This window comes from Lysobacter terrae (assembly GCF_054782215.1).
On record NZ_BAAGSX010000007.1, the window covers coordinates 22,033 to 43,883 of the forward strand.

A 21,851-nucleotide genomic window follows, 5' to 3' on the forward strand; every position below is an offset into this window, starting at 1 on the left:
TCATTCCCGCGAAGGCGGGAACAACAAAGTCCCTGGATTCCCGCCTTCGCGGGAATGACGAGCAAAGGCGGCGCAGCCCGCCTTCTCGGCAATTACTTGCGCGCCGCGCGAATCTGCGCGTCCACCGCCGCAATCGCGGTCATGTTGACCACGCGGCGCGGCGTCGACGCCGGGGTGAGGATGTGCGCCGGCTTGTCCAGCCCCATCAGGATCGGGCCGATGGCGACGCCGTCGGTCATCACCCGCACCATGTTGTAGGTGATGTTGGCTGCGTCGAGGTTGGGCATCACGAACAGATTCGGGCGGCCCTTCAGCGTGGTGCTCGGGAAGATGCGATGGCGCAGCTCCTCGTCCCACGCGGTGTCGGCCTGCATTTCGCCGTCCATCTCCAGCTTCGGCACGCGCTCCTTGATGATCTGGTAGACCTTGCGCATCTTCGCCGCCGACGCGTTGTCGTGGCTGCCGAAGTTGGAATGCGACAACAGCGCGACCTTGGGCTCGATGCCGAACAGCTTCATGCGATAGGTCGCCTGCAGCGTCGCCTCGGCGATCTGTTCCGCTGGCGGGTCGCACTGCACGTGCGTGTCGAGGAAGAACCACACGCCCTGGTCGTTGATCACGCCGGTCATCGCGGCGGTGCCGGTGACGCCCGGGTCGAAGTCGAACACGCTGCGCAGATAGCCCAGCTTCTTGTGGAAGCGGCCGACCAGGCCGCAGATCATCGCGTCGGCTTCGCCGCGCTCGACCATCATCGAGGCGATCAGGGTGGGACGCGAACGCATCAGGTTCTTCGCCGCTGCCGGGGTGACGCCGCGGCGTTCGGTCAGCGCGTGGTAGGTCTGCCAGTAGTCGTCGAAGCGCGGATCGGAATTGATGTTGGTCAATTCGAAATCGACGCCCGCCTGCATGCGCAGGCCCATGCGCTTGATCCGCTGCTCGATCACGTCGGGGCGACCGATCACGATCGGGTACGCCAGCTCCTCGTCGATCACCGTCTGCACGGCGCGCAGCACGGTCTCTTCCTCGCCTTCGGCGTAGACCACGCGCTGGCGGTCGGCGCGCGCGCGGTCGTAGACCGGCTTCATGATCAGGCCGGTGCGGTAGATGAACTGGCCGAGCTTTTCCTCGTACGCCTTCATGTCGAGGATCGGACGCGTCGCCATGCCCGAATCCATCGCCGCGCGCGCGACGGCCGGCGCCAGCAACACCAGCAGGCGCGGATCGAAGGGACGCGGGATCAGGTAGTCGGGGCCGAACTTGGGGATATCGCCGCCGTAGGCGCCGGCCAGGTCGGACGATTCCATGCGCGCGATCTGGGCGATGGCGCGCACGCAGGCGAGCTTCATCGACTCATTAATCTCGGTCGCGCCGACGTCGAGCGCGCCGCGGAAGATGTACGGGAAGCACAGCGCGTTGTTGACCTGGTTCGGGTAGTCCGAACGGCCGGTGGCGATGATGCAATCCGGGCGCACCTTCTTCGCGTCTTCCGGGAGGATTTCGGGATAGGGATTGGCGAGGGCGAGGATGATCGGCTTGTCGGCCATCGTCGCCACCATCTCCGGCTTCAGCACGCCGCCGGCGGAGAGGCCGAGGAACAGGTCGGCGCCGTGCATGATGTCGGCGAGCGTGCGCTTGTCGGTGTCGCGCGCGTAACGCTGCTTGTCCGGGTCCATGTGGCCGCGGCCGGTGTAGAGCACGCCGTCGCGATCCACCGCGAGGATGTTCTCCGGCTTCATGCCCAAGGCGACGAGCATGTCGAGGCAGGCGATGCCGGCCGCGCCGGCGCCCGAGGTCGCCAGTTTCACGTCGCCGATGTTCTTGCCGACGATCGCCAGTGCGTTGAGCACGGCGGAGCCCACGATAATTGCGGTGCCATGCTGGTCGTCATGGAACACCGGGATGTTCATGCGCTCGCGCAGCTTGCGCTCGACGATGAAGCACTCCGGCGCCTTGATGTCTTCCAGGTTGATGCCGCCGAAGGTCGGCTCGAGCGAGGCGATGATGTCGACAAGCTTGTCCGGGTCCTTCTCGTCGACCTCGATGTCGAACACGTCGATGCCGGCGAACTTCTGGAACAGCACGCCCTTGCCTTCCATCACCGGCTTGCCGGCGAGCGGGCCGATGTCGCCCAGGCCGAGCACGGCGGTGCCGTTGGAGATCACCGCGACCAGGTTGCCGCGCGCGGTGTAGTCGCTGGCGAATTTCGGGTCCCGGGCGATCTCTTCGCAGGCATAGGCCACGCCCGGCGAGTACGCGAGCGCGAGGTCGCGCTGGGTCACCATCGGCTTGGTCGCGGTGACCTTGATCTTCCCGCGCGGTTCCATGCGGTGGTAGTCGAGGGCGGCTTGCTTCAGGTCGTCGGACATCGGGGGCCTAGGTTCGGCGGGGCTTTGGATTGTAGCCCGGAGGGATTACGGGGGCTGGACGGGGGTCACACGGCCCCTCACTCTGCGTCGCTGCGGACGGCCCCTCACCCTGCGTCGCTGCGCGACGCTGTCCCTCTCCCCGCAAGCGGGGCGAGGGGTGGATGCAGCTCGGCGAGAGGCCTGCTTTTCCTTCTCCCCGCTTGCGGGGAGAAGGTGCCCGAAGGGCGGATGAGGGGCAGCTCTTCGCCTAAACGTCGAGAAAATCCTCACCCTGCGCCACCGCATCGAGGCGGATCCGGTTGGCGAACAGCGAGAACGCCAGCATCCCCGCCAGCCCGTTCGCGCGCACGATCCACGTCGGCAGCCAGCGCGGCGGCATGAGCACGCCCTGGTCGAACAGCGGTTCCCAGCGCTGCACGTCGCCCAGGGTCATCTTCCCGGCGAACAGGCGCCGGCACAGCAGCAGCTTGTTGGTGCGCAAGGCCCAGCGGAAGAAGGTGTGCACGCTGATCAGGCCGCGCAGGTACACGGTGTCCTTGGTGAAGGCCGCGCCACCGGTGGGCGGCACGCCGCGGAACACGCGCTGCGCCGAAGTGAAGCTGTCGGCGTCGTTCTGCCCGGCGTCGCGGAAGTAGTGGAACACCTGCAGGAAGTCGGCGCCGTCCAGCGCCATCGCCACCGCTTCGATGCGCAGGCTGATGCGCTTCATGCGCTCGATGTCGATCGCGCCGGTGATCTGTTCGGCGAAGGTCGCCAGGCCTTCCTGCGTCGCGGTGGTGCGCGGCGAAGACAGCGCCAGACTCGGCAAATGCGGCTGCTCGCGGCCGTTGAGCGCGGTCAGCGAGTGCACGAAGGCTTCGTGCTCGATCAGCTGGTGGCGGTCGTAGTCGCTGAAGGCGGCGCCGTGGCGCAGGCGGATGCGGGTCGCGCCGGCGGCGGCCTTGGCGATGAGGTCGGGATCGAGCACGACCTCGATCACGCGTTTGTCGAAGAAGTCGTCGAGCGCGGCCTGCAGTTGCAGCTGCAGGGCGGTGGCGGAAATGGCGACGCATTCGGACGGCGCCAGCAACTCGCGGTCGAGCTCGTTGGCGATGTCGATGAAGTGCCGCGCCGCTTCGCGCGTGGTCGGGCCGTTGCCGGGCAGCGGCTCGTCGGGACGGCCGAACAGGCGGATCGAATGGGTGGTGACCTCGGGCGTGCCCACGGCTTCGAGCAGTTCGGCCGCGATCGACCAGCTGCGCGCGGAATCGCACAGGTAGTGGCCGAGCGGATGATCCGGGTCGGCCTGCGCGATGATCGCGTCGAGCTCGCGGCGCGCCTCGCTGAAATCGAGCTTCTGATACTCGATCACCGGCATCGCGTAGCGGCCCTGCGCGGCTTCGTCGAGGAACCGCTTTTGCACGCTGGCCGGCCAGCTCACCTGCGCCAGCAGGCGGATGCCCTTCACGGCCTTGACCATGCGCGCGTCGAGCGCGGAGTGGTGCAGCAGATCGGGGCTCAGCTCGGTCATGGCTCAGTGCCGCCCATATTTCTCGTCCAGCCGCTTGTTGAGCGCCTTGCCCACCACTTTGTCTTCCTGCTTCTGCGCACGCCGGTTCGCGGCCTTGCCCGCCGCGGCGGTCACTTCGCCGCTGAGCTTGAGGTAATTGGCGAAGCGTTGCGGATCCAGCTTGCCCGCCTCGATCGCGGCCCGCACGGCGCAGCCGGGCTCGCGCTGATGCTTGCAGTCGCGGAAGCGGCACTGCTCGGCCAACGCTTCGATGTCGCTGAAGTTCTCGGCGACGTGCTCTTCGCCGGTCGGCTTGAGTTCGCGCATGCCGGGGGTGTCGATCAGGCAGGCGCCCGAGGCCAGCGGGATCAGCGCGCGGTACGTCGTGGTGTGGCGGCCGCGCGAATCGTGCTCGCGCACCTCGCTGGTCTTCATCTTCTCGATGCCCAGCAGGGTGTTGGTGAGCGTGGACTTGCCGGCGCCCGAGGAACCGACCAGCACCGCGGTGCGCCCCGGCTGCAGCCACGGGCCCAGCAGGCCGTTGACGCAGTCGGCGTCCTTGGCGTTGACCGCGCGCAGCTCGACGTCGATCGCGGCCAGCTCGAGCATGGCCGAGTCGCGCATCGGGTCGGCGATGTCGGTCTTGGTCAGCACTACCACCGGTTCCGCCCCGCTGCCGCGGATCAGCAGCAGGTAGCGCTCGATGCGGCGCACGTTGAAGTCGGCGTCCAGGCCGCAGACGACGAAGACGGTATCGACATTGGCCGCGATCAGCTGCTGCTTGTAGTGCTCGCCGGCGGCGGCGCGCTTGATCGCAGTGCGGCGCGGCAGCAGTTCGACGATCTTCGAATGCTTGTCGGAGCTGCCCTCGATCAGTACCCAGTCGCCCACGGCCGGACGTTCTTCCGGCGCGCTGGCGCCCTTGCGGTAGGTCGCAGGGCGCAGCCATTCGGGCAGGGATTCGACGGCGAAGCTGTGCTCGGGGCCGTCCGCGACGATATAGCCGCTGCGGTGCTGCTCGACGACCCGGGCCGGGCGGGCGTGCGGCCGCAGGACCATGGCTTCGCGCCAGGCGGATTCGGCCGGCAGGCCGTCGTCGGCCAGGGGCCAGCCGATGGCCTGCAGGGCGGTGAGTTCGGGGCTCAAACCGGGGCGTGAAGATGGGGCATGGGACCGATTCTAGTCGCCGCCCCTAGCCGCGTCTCCAGCCGCGTCGACGGCGCGGCCGGTGTCCGCCGCCACGCGCCTCGCCGCCGGGAAGCGTTTCCAACCGCGAAAACCGCGGCAGCTGCGCTGAATCGGGCGGTTTTTTCGGCTAGTCTGACCCGCCCAGTCCGATGCGCTGCACGATGTCCCTGCCCTCCGTGAAGACCCGCGAACGCCTGTCCGAAGTCCGTTACGAAATCCGCGGAGAGCTGGCCCGTCGAGCCCGTGAGCTGGAGGCCCAGGGGCGCAAGCAGATCAAGCTCAATATCGGCAACCCGGGCGCCTTCGGGTTCCGCGCGCCGGAGCATCTGCAGCGCGCGATCGCCGAGCGCATCGCCCAGACCGACCCCTACACCCACCAACAGGGCCTGCCGGCCGCGCGCGAAGCCATCGCCGCCTTCCACAAGCAGCGCGGCACGCCCAATGCGTCGCCCGAGCGGGTCTTCGTCGGCAATGGCGTGAGCGAGCTGATCGACCTGTCGCTGCGTGCGCTGCTCAACCCGGGCGACGAAGTGCTGTTGCCCTCGCCCGACTACCCGCTGTGGAGCGCGGCGACGATCCTCAACGACGGCCGCCCGGTCTACTACCAGTGCAAGCCGGAAAACGGCTTCCTGCCGGATCCGGAGGAGATCGAAGCGCTGGTCTCCGCGCGCACGCGCGCCATCGTGCTGATCAACCCGAACAACCCGACCGGCGCCGCCTACCCGCGCGAGCTGATCGAAAAGATCGTCGCGATCGCCGCGCGCCACAAGCTGCTGCTGATGTGCGACGAGATCTACGACTCGATCCTGTTCGACGAGGCGAGCTTCACCCCGGTCGCGCCGATCGCCGGCGACCTGCCCTGCCTGTCGTTCGGCGGCCTGTCCAAGGTGCACCGCGCCTGCGGCTGGCGCGTGGGCTGGGCGGTGCTGAGCGGCGATCCGCTCGCCAGCGGCGACCTGCACCACGCCATGGACCTGCTCGGTGCGTTGCGCCTCTGCGCGAACGTGCCGGGGCAGTTCGCGATCGAGGCGGCGTTGAACGGCGAGGACACCATCACCCCGCTGTGCGTCCCCGGCGGCCGTCTGTACGAAGCGCGCCGCGCGGTGACCGAAAGCGTGGCGGCCAGCCGCCATCTCGAACTGGTCGCCCCGGCCGGTGCGCTGTATGCGTTCCCGGCGGTAACCGGCGATGCCGCGATCGGTTTCGACGATCACAAGTTCGCGCTGGAGCTACTGGAAACCGAGGACGTGCTGGTGGTGCCCGGATCGAGCTTCAACGTGCCCTACCGCAATCACTTCCGCGTGACCCTGCTGCCGCAGCCGGACGATCTGCGCGAGGTGTTCCGCCGCATCGAGCGCGTGCTCGACCGCTACGCCGAGCAGGCCCAGGCCCGTCGCACCGCGGTGGCGTGACCCGTCCTACAATGCCTGCATGGACGCAGCCAACAGCGGCAGTACGCTCAGCTACCTCGCGCTCGGGGACAGTTACACCATCGGCGAAGCCGTGGCCGCGGACGGCCGCTGGCCGGTCCAGCTTGCGCGCGCACTGCGCGCGCAAGGCATCGCCGTCGGCGACCCGCGCATCATCGCCGCCACCGGCTGGACCACCGACGAGCTCGAGTGGGGCATCGATGCGGCCGAACCGCTGGGCACCTACGATTTCGTTTCGCTGCTGATCGGCGTCAACAACCAGTACCGCAACCGCAGCGCGGTGGGCTACGCCGGCGAGTTCCACACCCTGTTGCTGCGCGCCATCCAGCATGCGGGCGGGCATGCCAACCGGGTGCTGGTGCTGTCGATTCCCGACTGGGGCATCACCCCGTTCGCGGCCAATGACAAGCGCGATGCGGCGACGATCGGCAGCGAGGTCGATGCCTTCAACACCGCCGCGCGCGCCCAGTGCGAGAGGGAAGGCGTCGCCTTCGTCGACATCACGCCGATCTCGCGCGAACGCGGCGCGCAGGCGGAGATGATCGCCGAAGACGGCCTGCATCCCTCCGCGGCGATGTACACGCTGTGGACGCAGGCGGCACTACCGGTCGCGCAAAAGCTGCTGGTGCGATGAGCGACGCCGCCGTGGCGACGCGGCCGCTGCCGCGCGAACAGGTGCGCGCGATCGCGGCTGCCTTCCTTCCGCAACGACCGTGGGGCGGGTACTGGGACTATTGGTATACCCGCACCAAGCTCGGCAGCGATCCGCTCTATCCGGGCGTCTGCGATGCCTTGCGCGGCACGAGCGCGCCGGTGCTCGACCTGGGCTGCGGCCTGGGCCTGCTGGCGCATGCGTTGCGCGCGCAGGACATCGCGCTGCCGTATCGCGGCGTGGACAACGATGCGGCGAAGGTGTCGCGTGGGCAGCGTGCAGCGGTAGCGGCGGAGCTGTCCGATGTGCAGTTCGCCAGCGTCGACCTCACCCGTGAATATCCTGCCCATCGCGGCAGCGTCGTGCTGCTGGATGTTCTTCAGTTCATTCCTCCCGATGCGCAGGCACGCACATTGGATGCGGCGATCGCGATGCTGGTGCCCGGCGCGAAGCTGGTGATCCGTACCGGCCTGGCCGACGGCAGCCAGCGCGCCCATGTCACTCGCGCGGTCGACGTGATGTCACGCCTGCTGGGGTGGATGAATGCCGGGCCGTCGCGCTATCCCGATGCGGACGTGCTGCGCGCGCGCTTCGAGGCGGCTGGGCTGGTGTCTGAATTCACGCCGTTGTATGGCGATACGCCGTTCAACAACTGGCGGGTCGTCGCGACGAAGCCATGACCCTTCTCCCCGCTCAGCGGGGAGAAGGTGCCCCGAAGGGGCGGATGAGGGGCGCTCTTCGCAACGCGCCGACCACCCCTCACCCTGCGCCGCTACGCGACGCTGTCCCTCTCCCCGCAAGCGGGGCGAGGGTGAGCGCGGGAGCACTGGCTTCGAGATCCTCCGGCAGCACCGTGCCGTAACCCAGCGTATCCAGCCGCTGCAGCAGCAACGCCAGCGTTTCGACATTGCGCCCGTGCTTCGCCCCCTCGTGCAGCAGCACGATCGCCCCCGGAGCCAGGTCGCGCTCGATGCGTGCGACCACGGCTTGCGGATTCGAAGCCAATGCATCGAACCCGCGCGCACTCCAGGCCACGCGCGCCAAGCCTTGTTCGCGCAACGGTGCCGCGACGAAGGGATTGGCCATGCCGACCACGGCGCGGAACCAGCGTGGCGCTTCGCCGGTGATTGCCGTGAGCGTGGCCTGATTGCGCGCGATCTGTTCGCGCATCGCCCGCGGGCCCAGCGCCCAGAACCAGGCCTGCGGATGGCTCTGGCTGTGGTTGGCCACGGCGTGTCCGCGGGCGAGCATCTCGCGCACGAGCTCCGGGTGCTGCAGCGCCCGATCGCCGACTAGGAAAAACGTTGCGCGTGCGTGGTGACGATCCAGCAGATCGAGGATGGCCGGCGTATCCGCCGAGGGCCCATCGTCGATGGTCAGCCAGACCCGGGCATCGCCCGGCGTGGCCGGCAGTCGCCGCAATACAGGGCTGAATACGCGCGAATCGGGCTTGAGCGTGCCCCACCACACCGGCACATGCGACAGCAGCATGGCCGGCAGGCCCCATTTCCAGCCCAGCTCCCACCAGATCCAGGCCACGGCGAGCTGCGACAGCAGCAGCCAGCCGATCCAGGCATAGGGGAAGCGCGGGGGACGGTGCAACGGCGGCATAGGCGGTGATGATGCCATGCGGAACGCACCGTACCGCCCGGCGCGCGGCGGCAGGCGCGTAAAATACGGGCTTCCCTACACGTCGGATGAAGTCTCCATGTCGCTCGATCCCGCGCTGCGTTCGCGCATCGAATCCCTGTTGCAGTCGAACCAGGTCGTGCTGTTCATGAAAGGCGAGCCGCGCGCGCCGCAATGCGGCTTCTCGGCCAAGGCGGTTGCGGCGCTGTCGTCGCTGGACATCGACTACGCGCACGTCAACGTGCTCGCCGACCCGGAGATCCGCGAAGGCATCAAGGCCTACGGCGACTGGCCGACGATCCCGCAGCTGTACGTCGGCGGCGATCTGGTCGGCGGCAGCGACATCATCGAGCAGATGGTCAATTCGGGCGAACTGCACTCCCTGCTCGGCCTGCAGGCGCCCGACCGCACGCCGCCTTCGATCATCATCACGCCCGCCGCCGCGGCGATGCTGCGCGACGCGCTGACCAACGCCGGCGAAGGCTATGCCCTGCAGGTCGAGGTCGACGCGCGCTACAACGCCAAGCTGCAGCTCGCGCCGGTCGACGCGGCCGCGATCGCGATCGAACACGACGGCATCCGCGCGCAGTTCGACGTCGCCAGCGCGCGCCGCGCGCAGGGCCTGAGCATCGACTGGGTCGATGACGAACGCGGCCGTGGCCTGGTCATCGACAATCCCAACGCACCGCCGCAGGTGAAGTCGCTGTCGGTCGTGGAAGCCAATGCGCGTGCCGCGGCGGGTTCGCTCACCCTGGTGGACGTGCGTCCGGCCGACGAACGCGCGCTCGCCGCCGTGAACGTGCCGTTCTCGGTGTTCGACGGCGAAGGCCTGTCGCATCTGGAGAATCTGCCGAAGGACACGCCGCTGGCGTTCCTGTGCCATCACGGCGGCCGCAGCGCACAGGCGGCGGAGCACTTCCGCGGCCTTGGCTTCAGCGATGTGTCGAATGTCGAAGGCGGCATCGAGGCGTGGGCGCTGGAAGCGGACTCGCACGTCGCGCGTTATTGAGCGAGCGCATCACGTAGGGCGGGCTTGAGCCCGCCCTACCGCTTCGCGAATGCAGCGAGCGCCGCCTGCCGGCTCGCTGCCAGATCCACCATCGGCTTCACGTAACCGCTCGGAATCGCGCCCGTCCATGGCGCATGCCGCTGCGCGGGCGGCAGGTGCGCGAGTTCCGGCACCCAGCGCGCGATGTAATCGCCCTGCGGATCGAACTTCTGCGCCTGCAGCACCGGATTGAATACGCGGTGATACGGCGCGGCGTCCGCGCCGGTGCCGGCGACCCATTGCCAGCCCAGCGAATTGTTGGCCAGATCGGCATCCACCAGGGTGTCCCAGAACCAATGCGCGCCCTCACGCCAATGCACGCGCAGGTTCTTGCACAGGAAGCTGGCCACGATCATGCGTACGCGGTTGTGCATCCAGCCGCTGGACCACAGCTCGCGCATGCCCGCATCGACGATCGGAATGCCGGTGCGGCCTTGCTGCCAGGCCTGCAACTGTCGCTTCGTCGGTTTCGCCCAGGGGAAATCGTCGAAACGCGGACTGAAGTTGTCGTCGCTCGTGTGCGGGAAGTGGTGCAGCACGTGATGGGCGAATTCGCGCCAGCCCAGTTCGCGCACATGGGCGTCGCGATCGGCGACGGCATCCGCGCCATCGAGCAGGCGCACGACACGCCACGGCGCGATCTCCCCGAAGTGCAGGTGCGGCGAGAGTCGCGACGTGCCCCGTAGATCCGGCCGGTCGCGCTCCGCCGCGTAGCCATCGAGTGCGTTGGCGACGAAGGCGCTCGCCGCGGCCTGCGCGCCCGTTTCGCCTGGCGTCCATTCGTTCCAGAAATTCACATCCCAGCCCGGTGAAGGCGCGAGCCCGAGCGCGTCGATCGCGATGGCTTCCTGCAGCGACGGTGGCATCGGCAAACGCTGCGGTGCTTCCTGCTCCGTCGGCAAGCGCCATTGCGCCAGCGCGGTTCTCCAGAACGGCGTGAACACGCGATAAGGATCGCCGGCTTTGCTTTGCACCTGCCACGGCTCGAATAACAAGGCCGCGTTATGGCTCTCCGCGCGCAGGCCTTGTTGGCGCAGCACACGCTTGATCGCGGTATCGCGCGCTTCGATCGCCGGTTCGTAGCGCCGATTCCAGAACACCGCCTCCGCGCCTGCGTCCGCGACGAGGCGCTGCAGGGTCGGGAGTGTCGCGCCAGTGAACACCTGCAGACGCGAGCCGCGCGCCGTCACAGCATCCGCGAGGGCGTGCAACGAACGCTGCCGCCACGCTTCCGACGCCGCACCGGGCCTCCATGCGCCTTCCTCTTCGGGCGCATGGAGGTACACCGGCACCGGCTCGAACCCCGCACGCAGCGCCGCCTGCAAGGCCGGGTTGTCCGCCAAGCGCAGATCGTTGCGGAACCAGACGAGCGCGCGCGCCATGCGGCCGTGCCGGCGCTCAGCCGGAGAAGCCGCCTTCGGCGAGATAGGCGTGCTCCTCGCTCGTGCTGTCGCGACCCAGCGCCGAATTACGATGCGGGAAGCGGCCGAAGCGGCGAATGATGTCGTAGTGCAGCCTGGCCCAGCGATCGCCGTCCCCCGGCAGGCGCGCGTACAACTCCAGCGAGCGCTCCTGGTCGGCCAGCGCTTCGGAATGCTGGAACGGCAGATAGAAAAAGCTGCGCAGATTGAGCTCCACCTGAGTATCGAAGCCGAGCGTCAGCGCGCGATCCGCGTAATGCCGCGCCAAGCCATCGGTGGCGAACGCGTGCCCACTGCGGCGGAACACGTTGCGCGGGATCTGGTCGAGCAGCAGCACCAGCGCGAGGGCGCCTTCGGCGTCGTCCAGCCAGTGTTCGAACTCGCGCCGTGCCGCGAGCAGGTGCGCTTCCAGAAAGCGCGTGCGGCATTCGGCATCGAACGCATCGCCGCCGCCGAACCAGCGCTTCGGACCGGCATCGCGCCAGAAGCCGACGATGTCGCTGGGCATGACGCTCATTACGGCCTCTCCTTCAATCGAGCGCATCGGCATCATCGTCGCCGAGCTGGGTTTCCAGTTCCGCGATCCATGCGGCGGTGATGCTCTCCAGCGTGACCGCGTGGATCAGCGGCTGGATCGAGCCGCCAGAGTACGACTGCGCGATGAAGCGAGCGTAACGCTCGCGGAAGGACAACCAGGCCAGATGCACCTGCTCGAACGCGGCGAGGTTCTCGCCATCGAGCTGCTTGCGCAGATGCACGACCGCATCGTCGAGGCGCGCGTCCACGCGCTGGAAATCGGACACGGCCTGTGCGGTCATGTCGTCGTGCACGAGCAGCGCATCGCTGCGCCGCGCCACTTCACCGGCCTGGCTGACGTAGCGACCGGCGATCTTCACTGCCGCTTCGGCCTTGCCGATCAGGCGGTTCTCGAACAAGCGCAATTCCTCCAGGCTGGTGCTGGCCTGCTCCAGGCCCTGCTTCAGGGTCAGCAGCTTCTGGTTGCGCTCGATCGCTTCGGTGGTCTTGCGCCGTTCCAGGCGCCGCTGGATGAAGTACAACCCCCAGGTAATCGCGGCCCCGATCAACAGATAGACGATCTTTTCCATGCCTCTCCCTCTTGAGGACGCAGTGTGCCGGAAGGGGGTCGCAGGGGGTGCGACTACGCCCCCCGGCACGACGGAAATCGCCTACAAATGCCGTGTTTCGGCCGGGGTTTCCATCCAGTTGTTGTTGCGGCCGTCGCAGTAACGCACCGGCGCCGCGAGCAGTTCTTCCGGAGTGACGTCATCCAGGCAGGCGACCTGGATCGAGACATAGTGGCCGCCCACTTCCGGGATGTAGCCGCGGCCGAAGGGGCGCACGCCGCAGGTCTTGCAGAACAGCCAGTGCGCGCTCTGCGTGCCGAAGGAATAGTCGGCGATAGCCGCTTCGTCGGTCAGCAGGCGGAATCCCTCCGGCGTCGTCATCGCGCTCCAGTTGCGCGTCTTGGTGCAGATCGAGCAGTTGCACTTGCCGGTGCCCTCGCTCAGATCGAGATCGGCTTCGAAACGGATGGCGCCGCAGTGGCAGCTGCCGTGGTAGGTCTTCTTCGACATGGATCTTCCTTGAGTGGAGTGTTTATTCGTCGAACCGCAGATGCTTCACCGACTTGCCGTGCCGGCGGATCAGGCGCAGCGCCTCGATGCCGACCTGGATGTGGTTGTCGACGTAATCGGCGCTGACGCGGGCGTCGGAGGCCTCGGTCTTCACGCCTTCGGGAATCATCGGCTGATCGGACACCAGCAGCAGCGCACCGCAAGGAATGCGGTTGGCGAAGCCGGCGGCGAACACGGTCGCGGTCTCCATGTCGATCGCCATGCAGCGCAGCTTGCGCAGGTATTCCTTGAAGTTCTCGTCGTGTTCCCAGACGCGGCGGTTGGTGGTGTAGACGGTGCCGGTCCAGTAGTCGTGGCCCATGTCGCGGATCATGGTCGAGACCGCGCGCTGCAACGCGAAGGCGGGCAAGGCCGGCACTTCCGGCGGCAGGTAATCGTTGGAGGTGCCTTCGCCGCGGATCGCCGCGATCGGCAGGACCAGGTCGCCGAGCTGGTTCTTCTTCTTCAGGCCGCCGCACTTGCCCAGGAACAGCACCGCCTTGGGCATGATCGCGGTGAGCAGATCCATCATCGTCGCGGCGTTGGGGCTGCCCATGCCGAAGTTGATCATGGTGATGCCGTCGGCGGTGGCGCTGGGCATCGGACGGTCCAGGCCCACCACCTGCGCGCCGGTGAGGCGGGCGAAGGTGTGCAGGTAGCCGCCGAAATTGGTCAGCAGGATGTGTTCGCCGAACTGCTCCAGCGGCACGCCGGTATAACGCGGCAGCCAGTTGCCGACGATCTGTTCTTTGTCTTTCATGGGGGCCCCTTCTTGGGTCTTGTTGTGGTCTGTCGTTGGTTTGCCAATTCTGTCATGCCGACCATGACCATCGTCAGGGTTGGCGTGCGCGGCGCGGGAACGCTACGGTGCCGGTTTCCATGACTTTCCGCACGCCGGCTCAGGACGAGCGGCTTTCTTTTCTCAGGGGAACTCCAATGTCCTTACGACCCATGTGGGCCGGCAGCGTACTGACGCTGCTGGTCGGCGTTGCGCAGGCTGCCCAGCCTGCGGGCGCGCCGAAGCAGACCCGCTTTACCCAGGATCCGTATCCGAGCACCTATCAGGCCATCGCCTCCGCGCCGGTGCTGATCCAGCACGCGACCGTGCTCGACGGCACCGGCCGCCGCCTGGACGACGCCGACGTGCTGATGCGCGACGGCCGGATCGTCGCCGTCGGCACCGCGCTGGAAGCGCCGGCCGACGCGGTGCGCGTCGACGGCACCGGCAAGTGGGTGACGCCGGGCATCATCGACGTGCATTCGCACCTGGGCGTGTATCCGAGCCCGGGCGTGAGCGCGCATAGCGACGGCAACGAGGCAACCTCGCCGGTGACGCCGAACGTGTGGGCCGAGCATTCGATCTGGCCGCAGGACCCCGGCTTCGCCACCGCATTGGCCGGCGGCATCACTTCGCTGCAGATACTGCCGGGTTCGGCGAACCTGATCGGCGGCCGCGGCGTCACCCTCAAGAACGTGCCGGCAACGACCTACCAGGCGATGAAGTTCCCCGGCGCGCCGTGGGGCCTGAAGATGGCCTGCGGCGAGAACCCCAAGCGCGTGTACGGCCAGAAGGGCGGCCCGTCGACGCGCATGGCCAATGTCGCCGGCTACCGCGCGGCGTTCATCGACGCCAGCGAGTACCTGCGCAAGAACGCGCCGAAGAGCACGAAGCCGAAGAAGCGCCACTGGTGGCAGAGCGCGTCGAGCAACGGCAACGGCGCCGACAGCGAGAAGGACACCGGCGGCAAGCGCGATCTCAAGCTGGACACGCTCGCCGGCGCGATCAACGGCGACATCCGCGTGCACATCCACTGCTATCGCGCCGACGAGATGGCGACGATGCTCGACCTGGCCAAGGAATTCGGCTTCAAGATCGCCGCCTTCCACCACGGCGTGGAAGCCTACAAGCTCGCCGACCGCCTCGCCGCCGAGGGCGTGTGCGGCGCACTGTGGGCCGACTGGTGGGGCTTCAAGATGGAGGCCTTCGACGGCATCCAGGAGAACATCGCCCTGGTCGATCGTCCCGCCAACAGTTGCGCGATCGTGCACTCCGATTCGGAAGAAGGCATCCAGCGCCTGAACCAGGAAGCAGCGAAGGTGATGGCGCACGCCCAACTTGCCGGCATGGACATCGCGCCGGAGCGCGCGATCCGCTGGCTCACGCAGAACCCGGCCAAGGCGCTGGGCATCCTCGACCAGACCGGTACGCTGGAGAACGGCAAGATGGCCGACGTGGTGGTATGGAACCGCAGTCCCTTCAGCGTCTATGCGAAGGCCGAGCAGGTCTACATCGACGGCGCGCGCATCTACGACCGCAACGATGCGACGCGGCAGCCGAAGTCCGACTTCATGCTGGGCCAGGGCGTGACGGGAGGTGTGCGATGAAACGCTCCGCATTGAAGGCGCTCGCCGCCGCACTGCTGATGTCGATGGGCGTCGGCGCGCAGGCGCAAGACGTGCTGATCAAGAACGCCACCGTGCACACCGCCACCGCGCAGGGCACGCTGCAGAACAGCGACGTGCTGGTCAGCGGCGGCGTGATCCGCGCGGTAGGCAAGGGCCTGCTCGCCACGCCGAACGCGCAGGTGATCGACGCACAGGGCCGGCCGCTGACGCCGACGCTGTTCGGCGGCATCACCGAAATCGGCCTCGAAGAAGTCTCCGGCGAGAAGGCGACGGTAGACGCCGCAGTGGCGCTGGGCGCGGCCACCAAGCAGATGTCGGTGCGTCCGGAGTTCGACGTCACCCTCGCCTACAACCCGGATTCGGTGCTGCTTCCGGTGGAGCGCATCGAAGGCATCGGCTGGACGCTGCTGGGTGCGAACGCCACCGAAGGCGGCTCGATCATCGGCGGCCAGGGCGGCGTGGTCCGGCTCGACGGCAGTCCGGATCCGATCGGGCCGCGCGTGCTGTTCGTCAACCTGGGCAGCGATGCGTCGGGCCTGACCGGCAATTCGCGCGCGGCGCAGTGGATGCTGCTGGACCAGCTGATCGATGAAGTGCGCGGCCGCATCGCGCCGACGTCGAACATGGCCCTGCTCACGCCCGCCGGCCGCGCGGCCCTGGCCACGTACATCGACGGCGGCGGCCGCGTCATGGTCAGCGTGCACCGCGCCGCCGACATCCGTCAGCTGTTGCGCTGGTCGGCGAAGCACAAGGTGCGCGTCGCCATCGAAGGCGGCACCGAGGCATGGAAGCTCGGCCCGCAACTCGCCGCGGCGAAGGTGCCGGTGTTCGTCAATCCGCTCGCCAACCTGCCGGCCAACTTCGACGAGATCAACGCGACGATGGAGAACGCGGCACGACTGCGTGCCGCGGGCGTGACGGTGAGCTTCGCGCAGGACGGCGATGCCTCCCACAACGCACGCAAGATCCGACAGATGGCAGGCAACGCGGTCGCCAATGGCTTGCCATGGGAAGACGGACTGGCGGGGCTGACGCGCGTTCCTGCCGAGACCTTCGGCGTCAGCGACCGCCTCGGGACCATCGCGGTGGGCAAGCGCGCCGATCTGGTGCTGTGGAGCGGCGATCCGCTGGAAGTGAGCACGGTGGCGATGCAGGTGTGGCTGGATGGCCGCGCGATTTCGATGCGCAGCCGCCAGACCGAACTGCGCGACCGCTACATGCGCGCGGCGACACCGGCGCAGGCGGGCGGGATGCCGCGGGCGTATTCGCAAGGCGAGTAAGCAGTTCTCAAAAAAACGCGCCCAAGATGTGTGGGAGGGCAGGCGGTGCCGGTGGGTAGGCGCGACTGTCGGCGGCATGGATGCCGCTGACCAAGCCTCCATGGACGGATTCACGGCGTGTCGCGCCTGCCCACCGGTGCCGCCTGCCCGCGCCGAGAAGACAACAGCAACTCGCTGCGCTCGCCTCCCCTCATCTGCCCTTCGGGCATCTTCTCCCCGCAAGCGGGGAGAAGAAAAAGCAGGCTACGGCACCACCGCGCTCCGCCGCTCCGCATCGTCACGGCTGTCCAGCACCACTACGCGATTGCGGCCTTCGTGCTTGGCCCGGTACATCGCCGCATCCGCGCGCTGCAGCAGCGACGACGTGCTGTCCATCGCCTGGCACTCGACCACGCCGATGCTCAGGGTCAGATTCACCGGCGCGTTCTGCACCGTCTCGCAGCGCGCCGCCACCTGGATGCGAATGCGCTCGGCCAGATCGCGCGCATGCCTCCGGGCCGAGCCCGGCAGCAGCAGCAGGAACTCCTCGCCACCGATGCGGCCCAGCTCCTGCTCGGGCTGCATTTCCGCGCGGATCGCCACCGTCACCGCGCACAGGCAGGCGTCGCCGATCGCGTGTCCATGGGTGTCGTTGATGCGCTTGAAGTGGTCGAGGTCGAGAAACAGCACCGACAGCGGCACGCGGCGATGGCGGCTGTCGACGATCGCCCGATCGAGCCGGCGCATCATGCCCGCGCGGTTCAGCACTCGCGTCAATGCGTCGTGCTCCGCATCCTGCTGAGCCGCATCGCGCTCGCGTTGGAACGTGCGCATGCGGTGCGCCAGGCCCAGCACCAGCACGACCGCCGAAAATGCCTGCATCAACGGCAGGCCATATTCCAGCCAGGGAGCGAGCGGTTGACCCGCGCCGAGTTGCAGCGCGCGAGCGGTGGTGACGCTGACCAACGGCACCCAGGCGATCAACACGAAGCCGGCGTGGCGTCCGCCGCGCGACCACACCACCGCCAGCGTGACGATCGCGAGCAGATTGGCCAGCAGCAGCAGCCCGTTGCCGATCGGCGGAAACCACGCATTGCCGGACGAACCCGGCAGCAGCCCCGAAGCGACCAGCGCCACCAGCAACAGGCCCGGCAGCAGCGCACCCACCACCCACAGCGCGCGACTCAGCCGCGGTGCACGCGGCCGCAGTTCAGCGAAATCGAGCAGGAAGTACACCGTCACGATCGTCGAGCTCGTCGCGACGAACCAGATGCCCGGCGCGCCGAACCGTGCCAGCCAGGAGAGCAGGCCCAGCGCGTAGGCATCGCCGTAGGCCAGCAGCACGTACAGCATCTGCAACGCCATCGTCGCGGCGAACAGCAAGTACACGCGTTCGCGCAATTGCAGCCAGAACAGCAGCGTCACCAGCGAGACGCCGATGAGGATGCCCAAGCTCAGCCACAGCACGCGCACGTGGCCGTAATCCTCGACCGCGAACTCGCGCGGCGAGCGCACCGCAACCTGCAACGGATAGCGCGCGTCTTCGACACCGATATAGACCGGCTGCGTGGTGTCGAGCCACATGAACGCGAGCGCGCGGCGGGAGTGCCCACTGCGGACTTCGGTATCGAAGATCGAGCCGCGCCGCGGCCGATAGTCGGGCGGCGCCAGCACGGTGAGGCGGGCGCTGTAAGGGTGATAGACAAGCAGCAGGCGCGCTTCACCGACCGGCAGGGCATGCACCCGCCACCAGCCGCGGCCCTGCTGCGCACCGGCCAGCTGATGCGGCTCCGCCGTCGCGCTCCAGGCGCTTTCGGGCTGTCGGCGGATGTCCTGGGGCGCCACCGCCGCGTCCTGCAATCGTTCGATGCGAGCGACCCCATTGGCCGCATGCGCCTGCACGGCGGTTGGCAACGCCAGCCACGCGAACAGGCACATCGCCAGCCATGCTGCCCTCATGCCCTGTCTCCTGGCTGTACTGCAGTGTCCGTCCGGGCGGATGACATCGCAAGCCTGCGTGTGGCCTTATGCTGACCCTTCATCGGGGGATGGAAGGGGGATAGACATGTCGATGGACATCAATTGGCTGGCGGTGGTCGCCGCGGCCGTTTCGGCTTTCGCGCTCGGCGGTATCTGGTATGGGCCGCTGTTCAAGAACGCGTGGTGCCGTGAAGCCGGCGTCGATCCCTATTCGAAACCGCCGCACCCGGCACGGGTCTTCGGCAGCGCCTTCGTCCTGGCCCTGATCGCGGCCGTGGCGTTCGCCTGCCTGCTCGGCCACGCCCCGTCGCTGGCGCTGGGCCTGCATCACGGTGCGCTGGTCGGCTTCGCCTTCGTGGCCACCAGCTTCGGCATCAACTACGCCTTCGCGCAACGCAGCCTCAAGCTGTGGCTGATCGATGGCGGCTACCACCTGCTGCAGTTCGTCCTGTACGGCGCGATTCTGGGCCTGTGGCATTGAGCGCCATGCCGATCCGCTGGTACTTCGACTTCATCTCGCCGTTCTCCTATCTGCACTGGCAGAAGGTGCGAGCCCTGCCGGAAGCCGTCACGCCGGTGCCGATCGTGTTCGGCGCCGTGCTCGGTGCATGCGGGCAGAAGGGGCCAGCGGAGATCCCGGGCAAGCGCGAGTTCACCTATCGCCACGTGCTCTGGCAGGCGCGGCAGGAAGGCGTGAGCCTGCGGTTTCCGCCTGCGCATCCGTTCAATCCGCTCGCCGCGCTGCGCCTGTGCGTGGCGGCGGGCGCCACGCCGCAGTCGGTCGATGCCCTCTTCGACTGGATCTGGAAAGAAGGCCAGCCGGGCGACAGCTGGGAGGCACTGGCCCCGGTAGCGGCCGCGTTGGGTATCGACCGCGATGCCGCGCAGGGCGACGTCGCCAAGGCACAACTACGCGCCAATACCGAGGCCGCGATCGCGGCCGGCGTGTATGGCGTGCCCACCCTCGCCTTCGACGGCGCGCCCTTCAACGGCACGCTGTTCTGGGGCAACGACGCGCACGACTTCGCCCTTGCTGCACTGCGCAACCCGGCGCTGCTGGAGGACGCGGAAATGCAGCGCGTCAGCCAGCTGCCCGTGGGACTGCAGCGGCGCTGAAACGCCACAAGTCGCAACTCCCTTCATGCGCTAAAGCCCGTGCTCGGGCGTATGCTGCGCGGACTTTGATCAAAAAAGCGCCGCCACAGGGGAGGCCTTGATGCGCATCGGGATCGTCGTCGACTCGCCGTGCGACCTGCCGGAAAGCTATCTGCAGGCGCACAACATCTCCATTCTTCCGACCACCGTGCGCATGGGCTCGGCCGTGCTGGCCGATTACCGCAACCCGGAAGCGGCGCTGCAGTTCCTGCAGACCCACCTGGCCGAACGCGGCTGGGAAGCCGAGAGCAGCCCGTTTTCGGTCGAGCAGATCCGCGAGCTGTTCCTAAGCAAGCTGGTCATCGATTACGACTTCGTGTTCTGCCTGACGATCACCAAGACCCGCAGCCAGATCTTCGAAAACGCACAGCAGGCGAGCTTCGCGATTCTCAACGAATACAAGGAGCCGCGCGCGGCAGCGGGCAACCACTCGCCGTTCGCGTTGCGCGTGATCGATACGCAGAATCTGTTCGCCGCGCAGGGCGTGATGGCGGTGGAAGCCGTGCGCCTGCGCGATGCCGGCGAAGGCTCGCCGAAGATCCGCGCGCGCCTGGAGAACCTGGCTCTGCACACCCAGGGCTTCCTGATCCCGCGCGACCTCAACTACATGCGCGAGCGCACGCGCGTGCGCGGCGACCGCAGCGTGAGCTTTCTCGCCGCCAAGCTCGGCACCGCCTTCGACATCAAGCCGATCCTGCACTGCAACCGCGGCGAGACCGGCCCGGTCGGCAAGGTCAAGAGTTTCGAGAGCGCCGCGCAGAAGCTGTTCGACCACGCGATATCGCGCGTGGAGAAGCGCGAGCTGCTGACCCCGACGATGTGCGTCAGCTACGGCGGCGTCCTCGAAGAACTACGCGAGCTGCCCGGCTACACCTCGCTGCGCCAGGTCTGCGCCGCCCACAACATCGAGTTGTTCGAGACGGTGATGAGCCTGACCAGCATGGTCAACATCGGCAGGGGCGGCCTGGCCCTGGGCTATGCGGCCGAGACGCCACGGATCGAACTCTGACCGCGCGCTTGCCGGCCGGCAACGCGCGCGTCGCAATTCACAGTCGCGAAATAAAAGCGCGCCTAAGCTGCGATGAGACTCCAAGACAGGGACATCCGGGATGGCAACGCGCTACTACATCAGTCTGCCCGAGCCGACACTCGCACGCGGTAGCGATCCGGCCTTCTCGTTCCAAGCACATGGAGCCGAGGAATTCGCCGCGCAGCTGCAGGATGCGCTACGCACGACCTCGCTGTTCGATCGCTGGCGTAAACGCCAGGAAGACCCCGAGGGCGTCAACCCGGCCTATGGCGCGACCGATCCGGAGGCTTCCGTGCACGGCCAGCAGGACGACCTGCACGTCGTGCTGATCGTCACCAGTACGATTCCGGGCAACGTGCTCAAACATCGCCTGCGCTTGCTCGCCGGCAGCGGCTGGGAACTGCGCGACGTCACCGCGGCGTGAGGGTGGTGAAGCGGGAGTAGATGAGGCGCACGCACTAAACCAGCGAAGACTCGTCCACCTGCGCCTTGCGCTGTTCCGGCCGATGCAACGCCAGCAGCGCCACGCGGCCGCTGATGCCTTCGCGTTCGAAGACCTGGTGCAGATGGCTCTTCACCGTCTCGGGGCTGATCCCGAGACGGCGGCCGATCTGCTTGTTGCTCATGCCCATCGCGGCCCAGTGCACGATCTCGCGCTGGCGTTCGGTGAGATGGCCCAGGTTGCTGACCGGGGCTGGCGCGCGCCGTTCGGCGGCAAGGGCGCGGGCGAGCAGGCCGCTGTCGACGGCGAACAACCCCGATTCCACTGCACGCAGCGCGCGCAGTAGCACGTCGGGGGGCGCCATTTTCTCCAGACAGCCGCATGCACCCAGGCGCGCGCAGCTGCGCAGGCTGCCGACGTCCGGATTGCGGTAGCAGTAGATCCGCGGCGATTGCTCGTCGGGAGCGGACATGCGCGCGGTGCGCAGGTCGTCGCCGTCCAAGAGCCAGATCGCCGCCCGGGTCACCGGGGGCGCGCCATCTACGGTGAAGAAGCCGCTCCATTCGAGTTCGCCGCGCGGTGCAAGCACGCGCTGCAGGTGCGCGGCCCAACGCCGGTCGCGACCAAATGCTAGGACCGGCAGACCCGACATGGGACCTCCCCCCGCGGCGCGCGTCACGCGCACCTGTGTGGATGACAACGCATGCGGGGAGGCAAGGCGG

At 67.8% G+C, this 21,851-nt stretch carries 21 protein-coding genes; 10 read left to right on the top strand and 11 right to left on the bottom strand.

Going from position 1 to position 21,851, the window contains the following annotated elements:
• Positions 1–92: 92 nt before the first annotated feature.
• From ACYVJ8_RS11365 to rsgA, 3 genes are all read right to left on the bottom strand, one after another.
• The gene (locus ACYVJ8_RS11365; RefSeq protein WP_460712429.1) at positions 93–2,366 is read right to left on the bottom strand and encodes an NADP-dependent malic enzyme; all 2,274 of its coding nucleotides are present in this window, start codon (positions 2,364–2,366) and stop codon (positions 93–95) included.
• Between the two features lie 247 nt (positions 2,367–2,613).
• Positions 2,614–3,876 carry a flavohemoglobin expression-modulating QEGLA motif protein gene (locus tag ACYVJ8_RS11370; RefSeq protein ID WP_460712431.1) on the bottom strand — a complete coding sequence of 421 codons (1,263 nt, stop codon included), beginning with the start codon at positions 3,874–3,876 and terminating at the stop codon, positions 2,614–2,616.
• 3 nt (positions 3,877–3,879) lie between these two features.
• A complete protein-coding gene (gene rsgA, locus ACYVJ8_RS11375) occupies positions 3,880–5,001 on the bottom strand; it encodes a ribosome small subunit-dependent GTPase A (protein WP_460712433.1) in 1,122 nt (373 codons plus the stop codon).
• 203 nt (positions 5,002–5,204) lie between these two features.
• On the opposite strand from rsgA, the gene ACYVJ8_RS11380 reads away from it, so the two are divergent.
• Genes ACYVJ8_RS11380 through ACYVJ8_RS11390 form a run of 3 tightly spaced genes read left to right on the top strand, consistent with a single transcriptional unit; the run spans position 5,205 to position 7,805 of the window.
• On the top strand, positions 5,205–6,455 hold the full coding sequence (locus ACYVJ8_RS11380) for an aminotransferase class I/II-fold pyridoxal phosphate-dependent enzyme (protein ID WP_460712435.1): 1,251 nt from the start codon (positions 5,205–5,207) through the stop codon (positions 6,453–6,455).
• A gap of 19 nt (positions 6,456–6,474) precedes the next feature.
• The gene (locus ACYVJ8_RS11385) at positions 6,475–7,107 is read left to right on the top strand and encodes an SGNH/GDSL hydrolase family protein (RefSeq protein WP_460712436.1); all 633 of its coding nucleotides are present in this window, start codon (positions 6,475–6,477) and stop codon (positions 7,105–7,107) included.
• Positions 7,108–7,133: 26 nt separating this feature from the next.
• On the top strand, positions 7,134–7,805 hold the full coding sequence (locus tag ACYVJ8_RS11390) for a methyltransferase domain-containing protein (RefSeq protein WP_460712586.1): 672 nt from the start codon (positions 7,134–7,136) through the stop codon (positions 7,803–7,805).
• Positions 7,806–7,884: 79 nt separating this feature from the next.
• On the opposite strand, the gene ACYVJ8_RS11395 is transcribed toward ACYVJ8_RS11390, so the two are convergent.
• Positions 7,885–8,754, bottom strand: a complete 870-nt coding sequence (locus ACYVJ8_RS11395) for a polysaccharide deacetylase family protein (RefSeq protein WP_460712437.1) — start codon at positions 8,752–8,754, stop codon at positions 7,885–7,887.
• Between the two features lie 79 nt (positions 8,755–8,833).
• Here ACYVJ8_RS11395 and grxD point away from each other — a divergent pair, with 79 nt between their 5' ends.
• Positions 8,834–9,763, top strand: a complete 930-nt coding sequence (grxD, locus tag ACYVJ8_RS11400; protein WP_460712438.1) for a Grx4 family monothiol glutaredoxin — start codon at positions 8,834–8,836, stop codon at positions 9,761–9,763.
• A gap of 35 nt (positions 9,764–9,798) precedes the next feature.
• Here the strand turns inward: grxD and ACYVJ8_RS11405 are convergent, their stop codons facing one another.
• The 5 genes from ACYVJ8_RS11405 to ACYVJ8_RS11425 all read right to left on the bottom strand — a co-directional run bounded on the left by ACYVJ8_RS11405 (position 9,799) and on the right by ACYVJ8_RS11425 (position 13,617).
• Positions 9,799–11,184, bottom strand: a complete 1,386-nt coding sequence (locus ACYVJ8_RS11405; RefSeq protein ID WP_460712439.1) for a cryptochrome/photolyase family protein — start codon at positions 11,182–11,184, stop codon at positions 9,799–9,801.
• Between the two features lie 16 nt (positions 11,185–11,200).
• A complete protein-coding gene (locus ACYVJ8_RS11410; protein ID WP_460712441.1) occupies positions 11,201–11,740 on the bottom strand; it encodes a DUF924 family protein in 540 nt (179 codons plus the stop codon).
• Positions 11,741–11,753: 13 nt separating this feature from the next.
• Positions 11,754–12,329 (bottom strand): lysozyme inhibitor LprI family protein, encoded by a 576-nt coding sequence (locus ACYVJ8_RS11415; protein ID WP_460712442.1) that lies wholly within the window; start codon positions 12,327–12,329, stop codon positions 11,754–11,756.
• An 81-nt stretch (positions 12,330–12,410) separates the two neighbouring features.
• Positions 12,411–12,818 carry a GFA family protein gene (locus ACYVJ8_RS11420; protein WP_460712447.1) on the bottom strand — a complete coding sequence of 136 codons (408 nt, stop codon included), beginning with the start codon at positions 12,816–12,818 and terminating at the stop codon, positions 12,411–12,413.
• Positions 12,819–12,840: 22 nt separating this feature from the next.
• Positions 12,841–13,617 (bottom strand): AMP nucleosidase, encoded by a 777-nt coding sequence (locus ACYVJ8_RS11425; protein WP_460712450.1) that lies wholly within the window; start codon positions 13,615–13,617, stop codon positions 12,841–12,843.
• A gap of 191 nt (positions 13,618–13,808) precedes the next feature.
• On the opposite strand from ACYVJ8_RS11425, the gene ACYVJ8_RS11430 reads away from it, so the two are divergent.
• Complete coding sequence (locus ACYVJ8_RS11430) at positions 13,809–15,242, top strand: amidohydrolase (RefSeq protein ID WP_460712588.1); 1,434 nt, start codon at positions 13,809–13,811, stop codon at positions 15,240–15,242.
• Complete coding sequence (locus ACYVJ8_RS11435) at positions 15,239–16,543, top strand: amidohydrolase family protein (protein ID WP_460712452.1); 1,305 nt, start codon at positions 15,239–15,241, stop codon at positions 16,541–16,543. The genes ACYVJ8_RS11430 and ACYVJ8_RS11435 overlap by 4 nt, the downstream gene beginning before the upstream one ends.
• A 243-nt stretch (positions 16,544–16,786) precedes the next feature.
• Here ACYVJ8_RS11435 and ACYVJ8_RS11440 read toward each other — a convergent pair whose 3' ends face one another.
• Positions 16,787–18,481 carry a GGDEF domain-containing protein gene (locus tag ACYVJ8_RS11440; protein WP_460712454.1) on the bottom strand — a complete coding sequence of 565 codons (1,695 nt, stop codon included), beginning with the start codon at positions 18,479–18,481 and terminating at the stop codon, positions 16,787–16,789.
• A 106-nt stretch (positions 18,482–18,587) separates the two neighbouring features.
• On the opposite strand from ACYVJ8_RS11440, the gene ACYVJ8_RS11445 reads away from it, so the two are divergent.
• The 4 genes from ACYVJ8_RS11445 to ACYVJ8_RS11460 all read left to right on the top strand — a co-directional run bounded on the left by ACYVJ8_RS11445 (position 18,588) and on the right by ACYVJ8_RS11460 (position 21,111).
• Entirely contained in the window at positions 18,588–18,983 is a 396-nt protein-coding gene (locus ACYVJ8_RS11445) for a DUF1761 domain-containing protein (protein ID WP_460712456.1), read from the top strand.
• 5 nt (positions 18,984–18,988) lie between these two features.
• On the top strand, positions 18,989–19,618 hold the full coding sequence (locus ACYVJ8_RS11450; protein ID WP_460712459.1) for a DsbA family protein: 630 nt from the start codon (positions 18,989–18,991) through the stop codon (positions 19,616–19,618).
• Between the two features lie 100 nt (positions 19,619–19,718).
• Positions 19,719–20,666: a DegV family protein gene (locus tag ACYVJ8_RS11455; protein ID WP_460712461.1), complete on the top strand. Its 948-nt coding sequence runs from the start codon at positions 19,719–19,721 to the stop codon at positions 20,664–20,666.
• Between the two features lie 100 nt (positions 20,667–20,766).
• Entirely contained in the window at positions 20,767–21,111 is a 345-nt protein-coding gene (locus ACYVJ8_RS11460; RefSeq protein WP_460712463.1) for a hypothetical protein, read from the top strand.
• A 34-nt stretch (positions 21,112–21,145) separates the two neighbouring features.
• On the opposite strand, the gene ACYVJ8_RS11465 is transcribed toward ACYVJ8_RS11460, so the two are convergent.
• Entirely contained in the window at positions 21,146–21,781 is a 636-nt protein-coding gene (locus ACYVJ8_RS11465; protein WP_460712465.1) for a LuxR C-terminal-related transcriptional regulator, read from the bottom strand.
• Between the last annotated feature and the right edge of the window lie 70 nt (positions 21,782–21,851).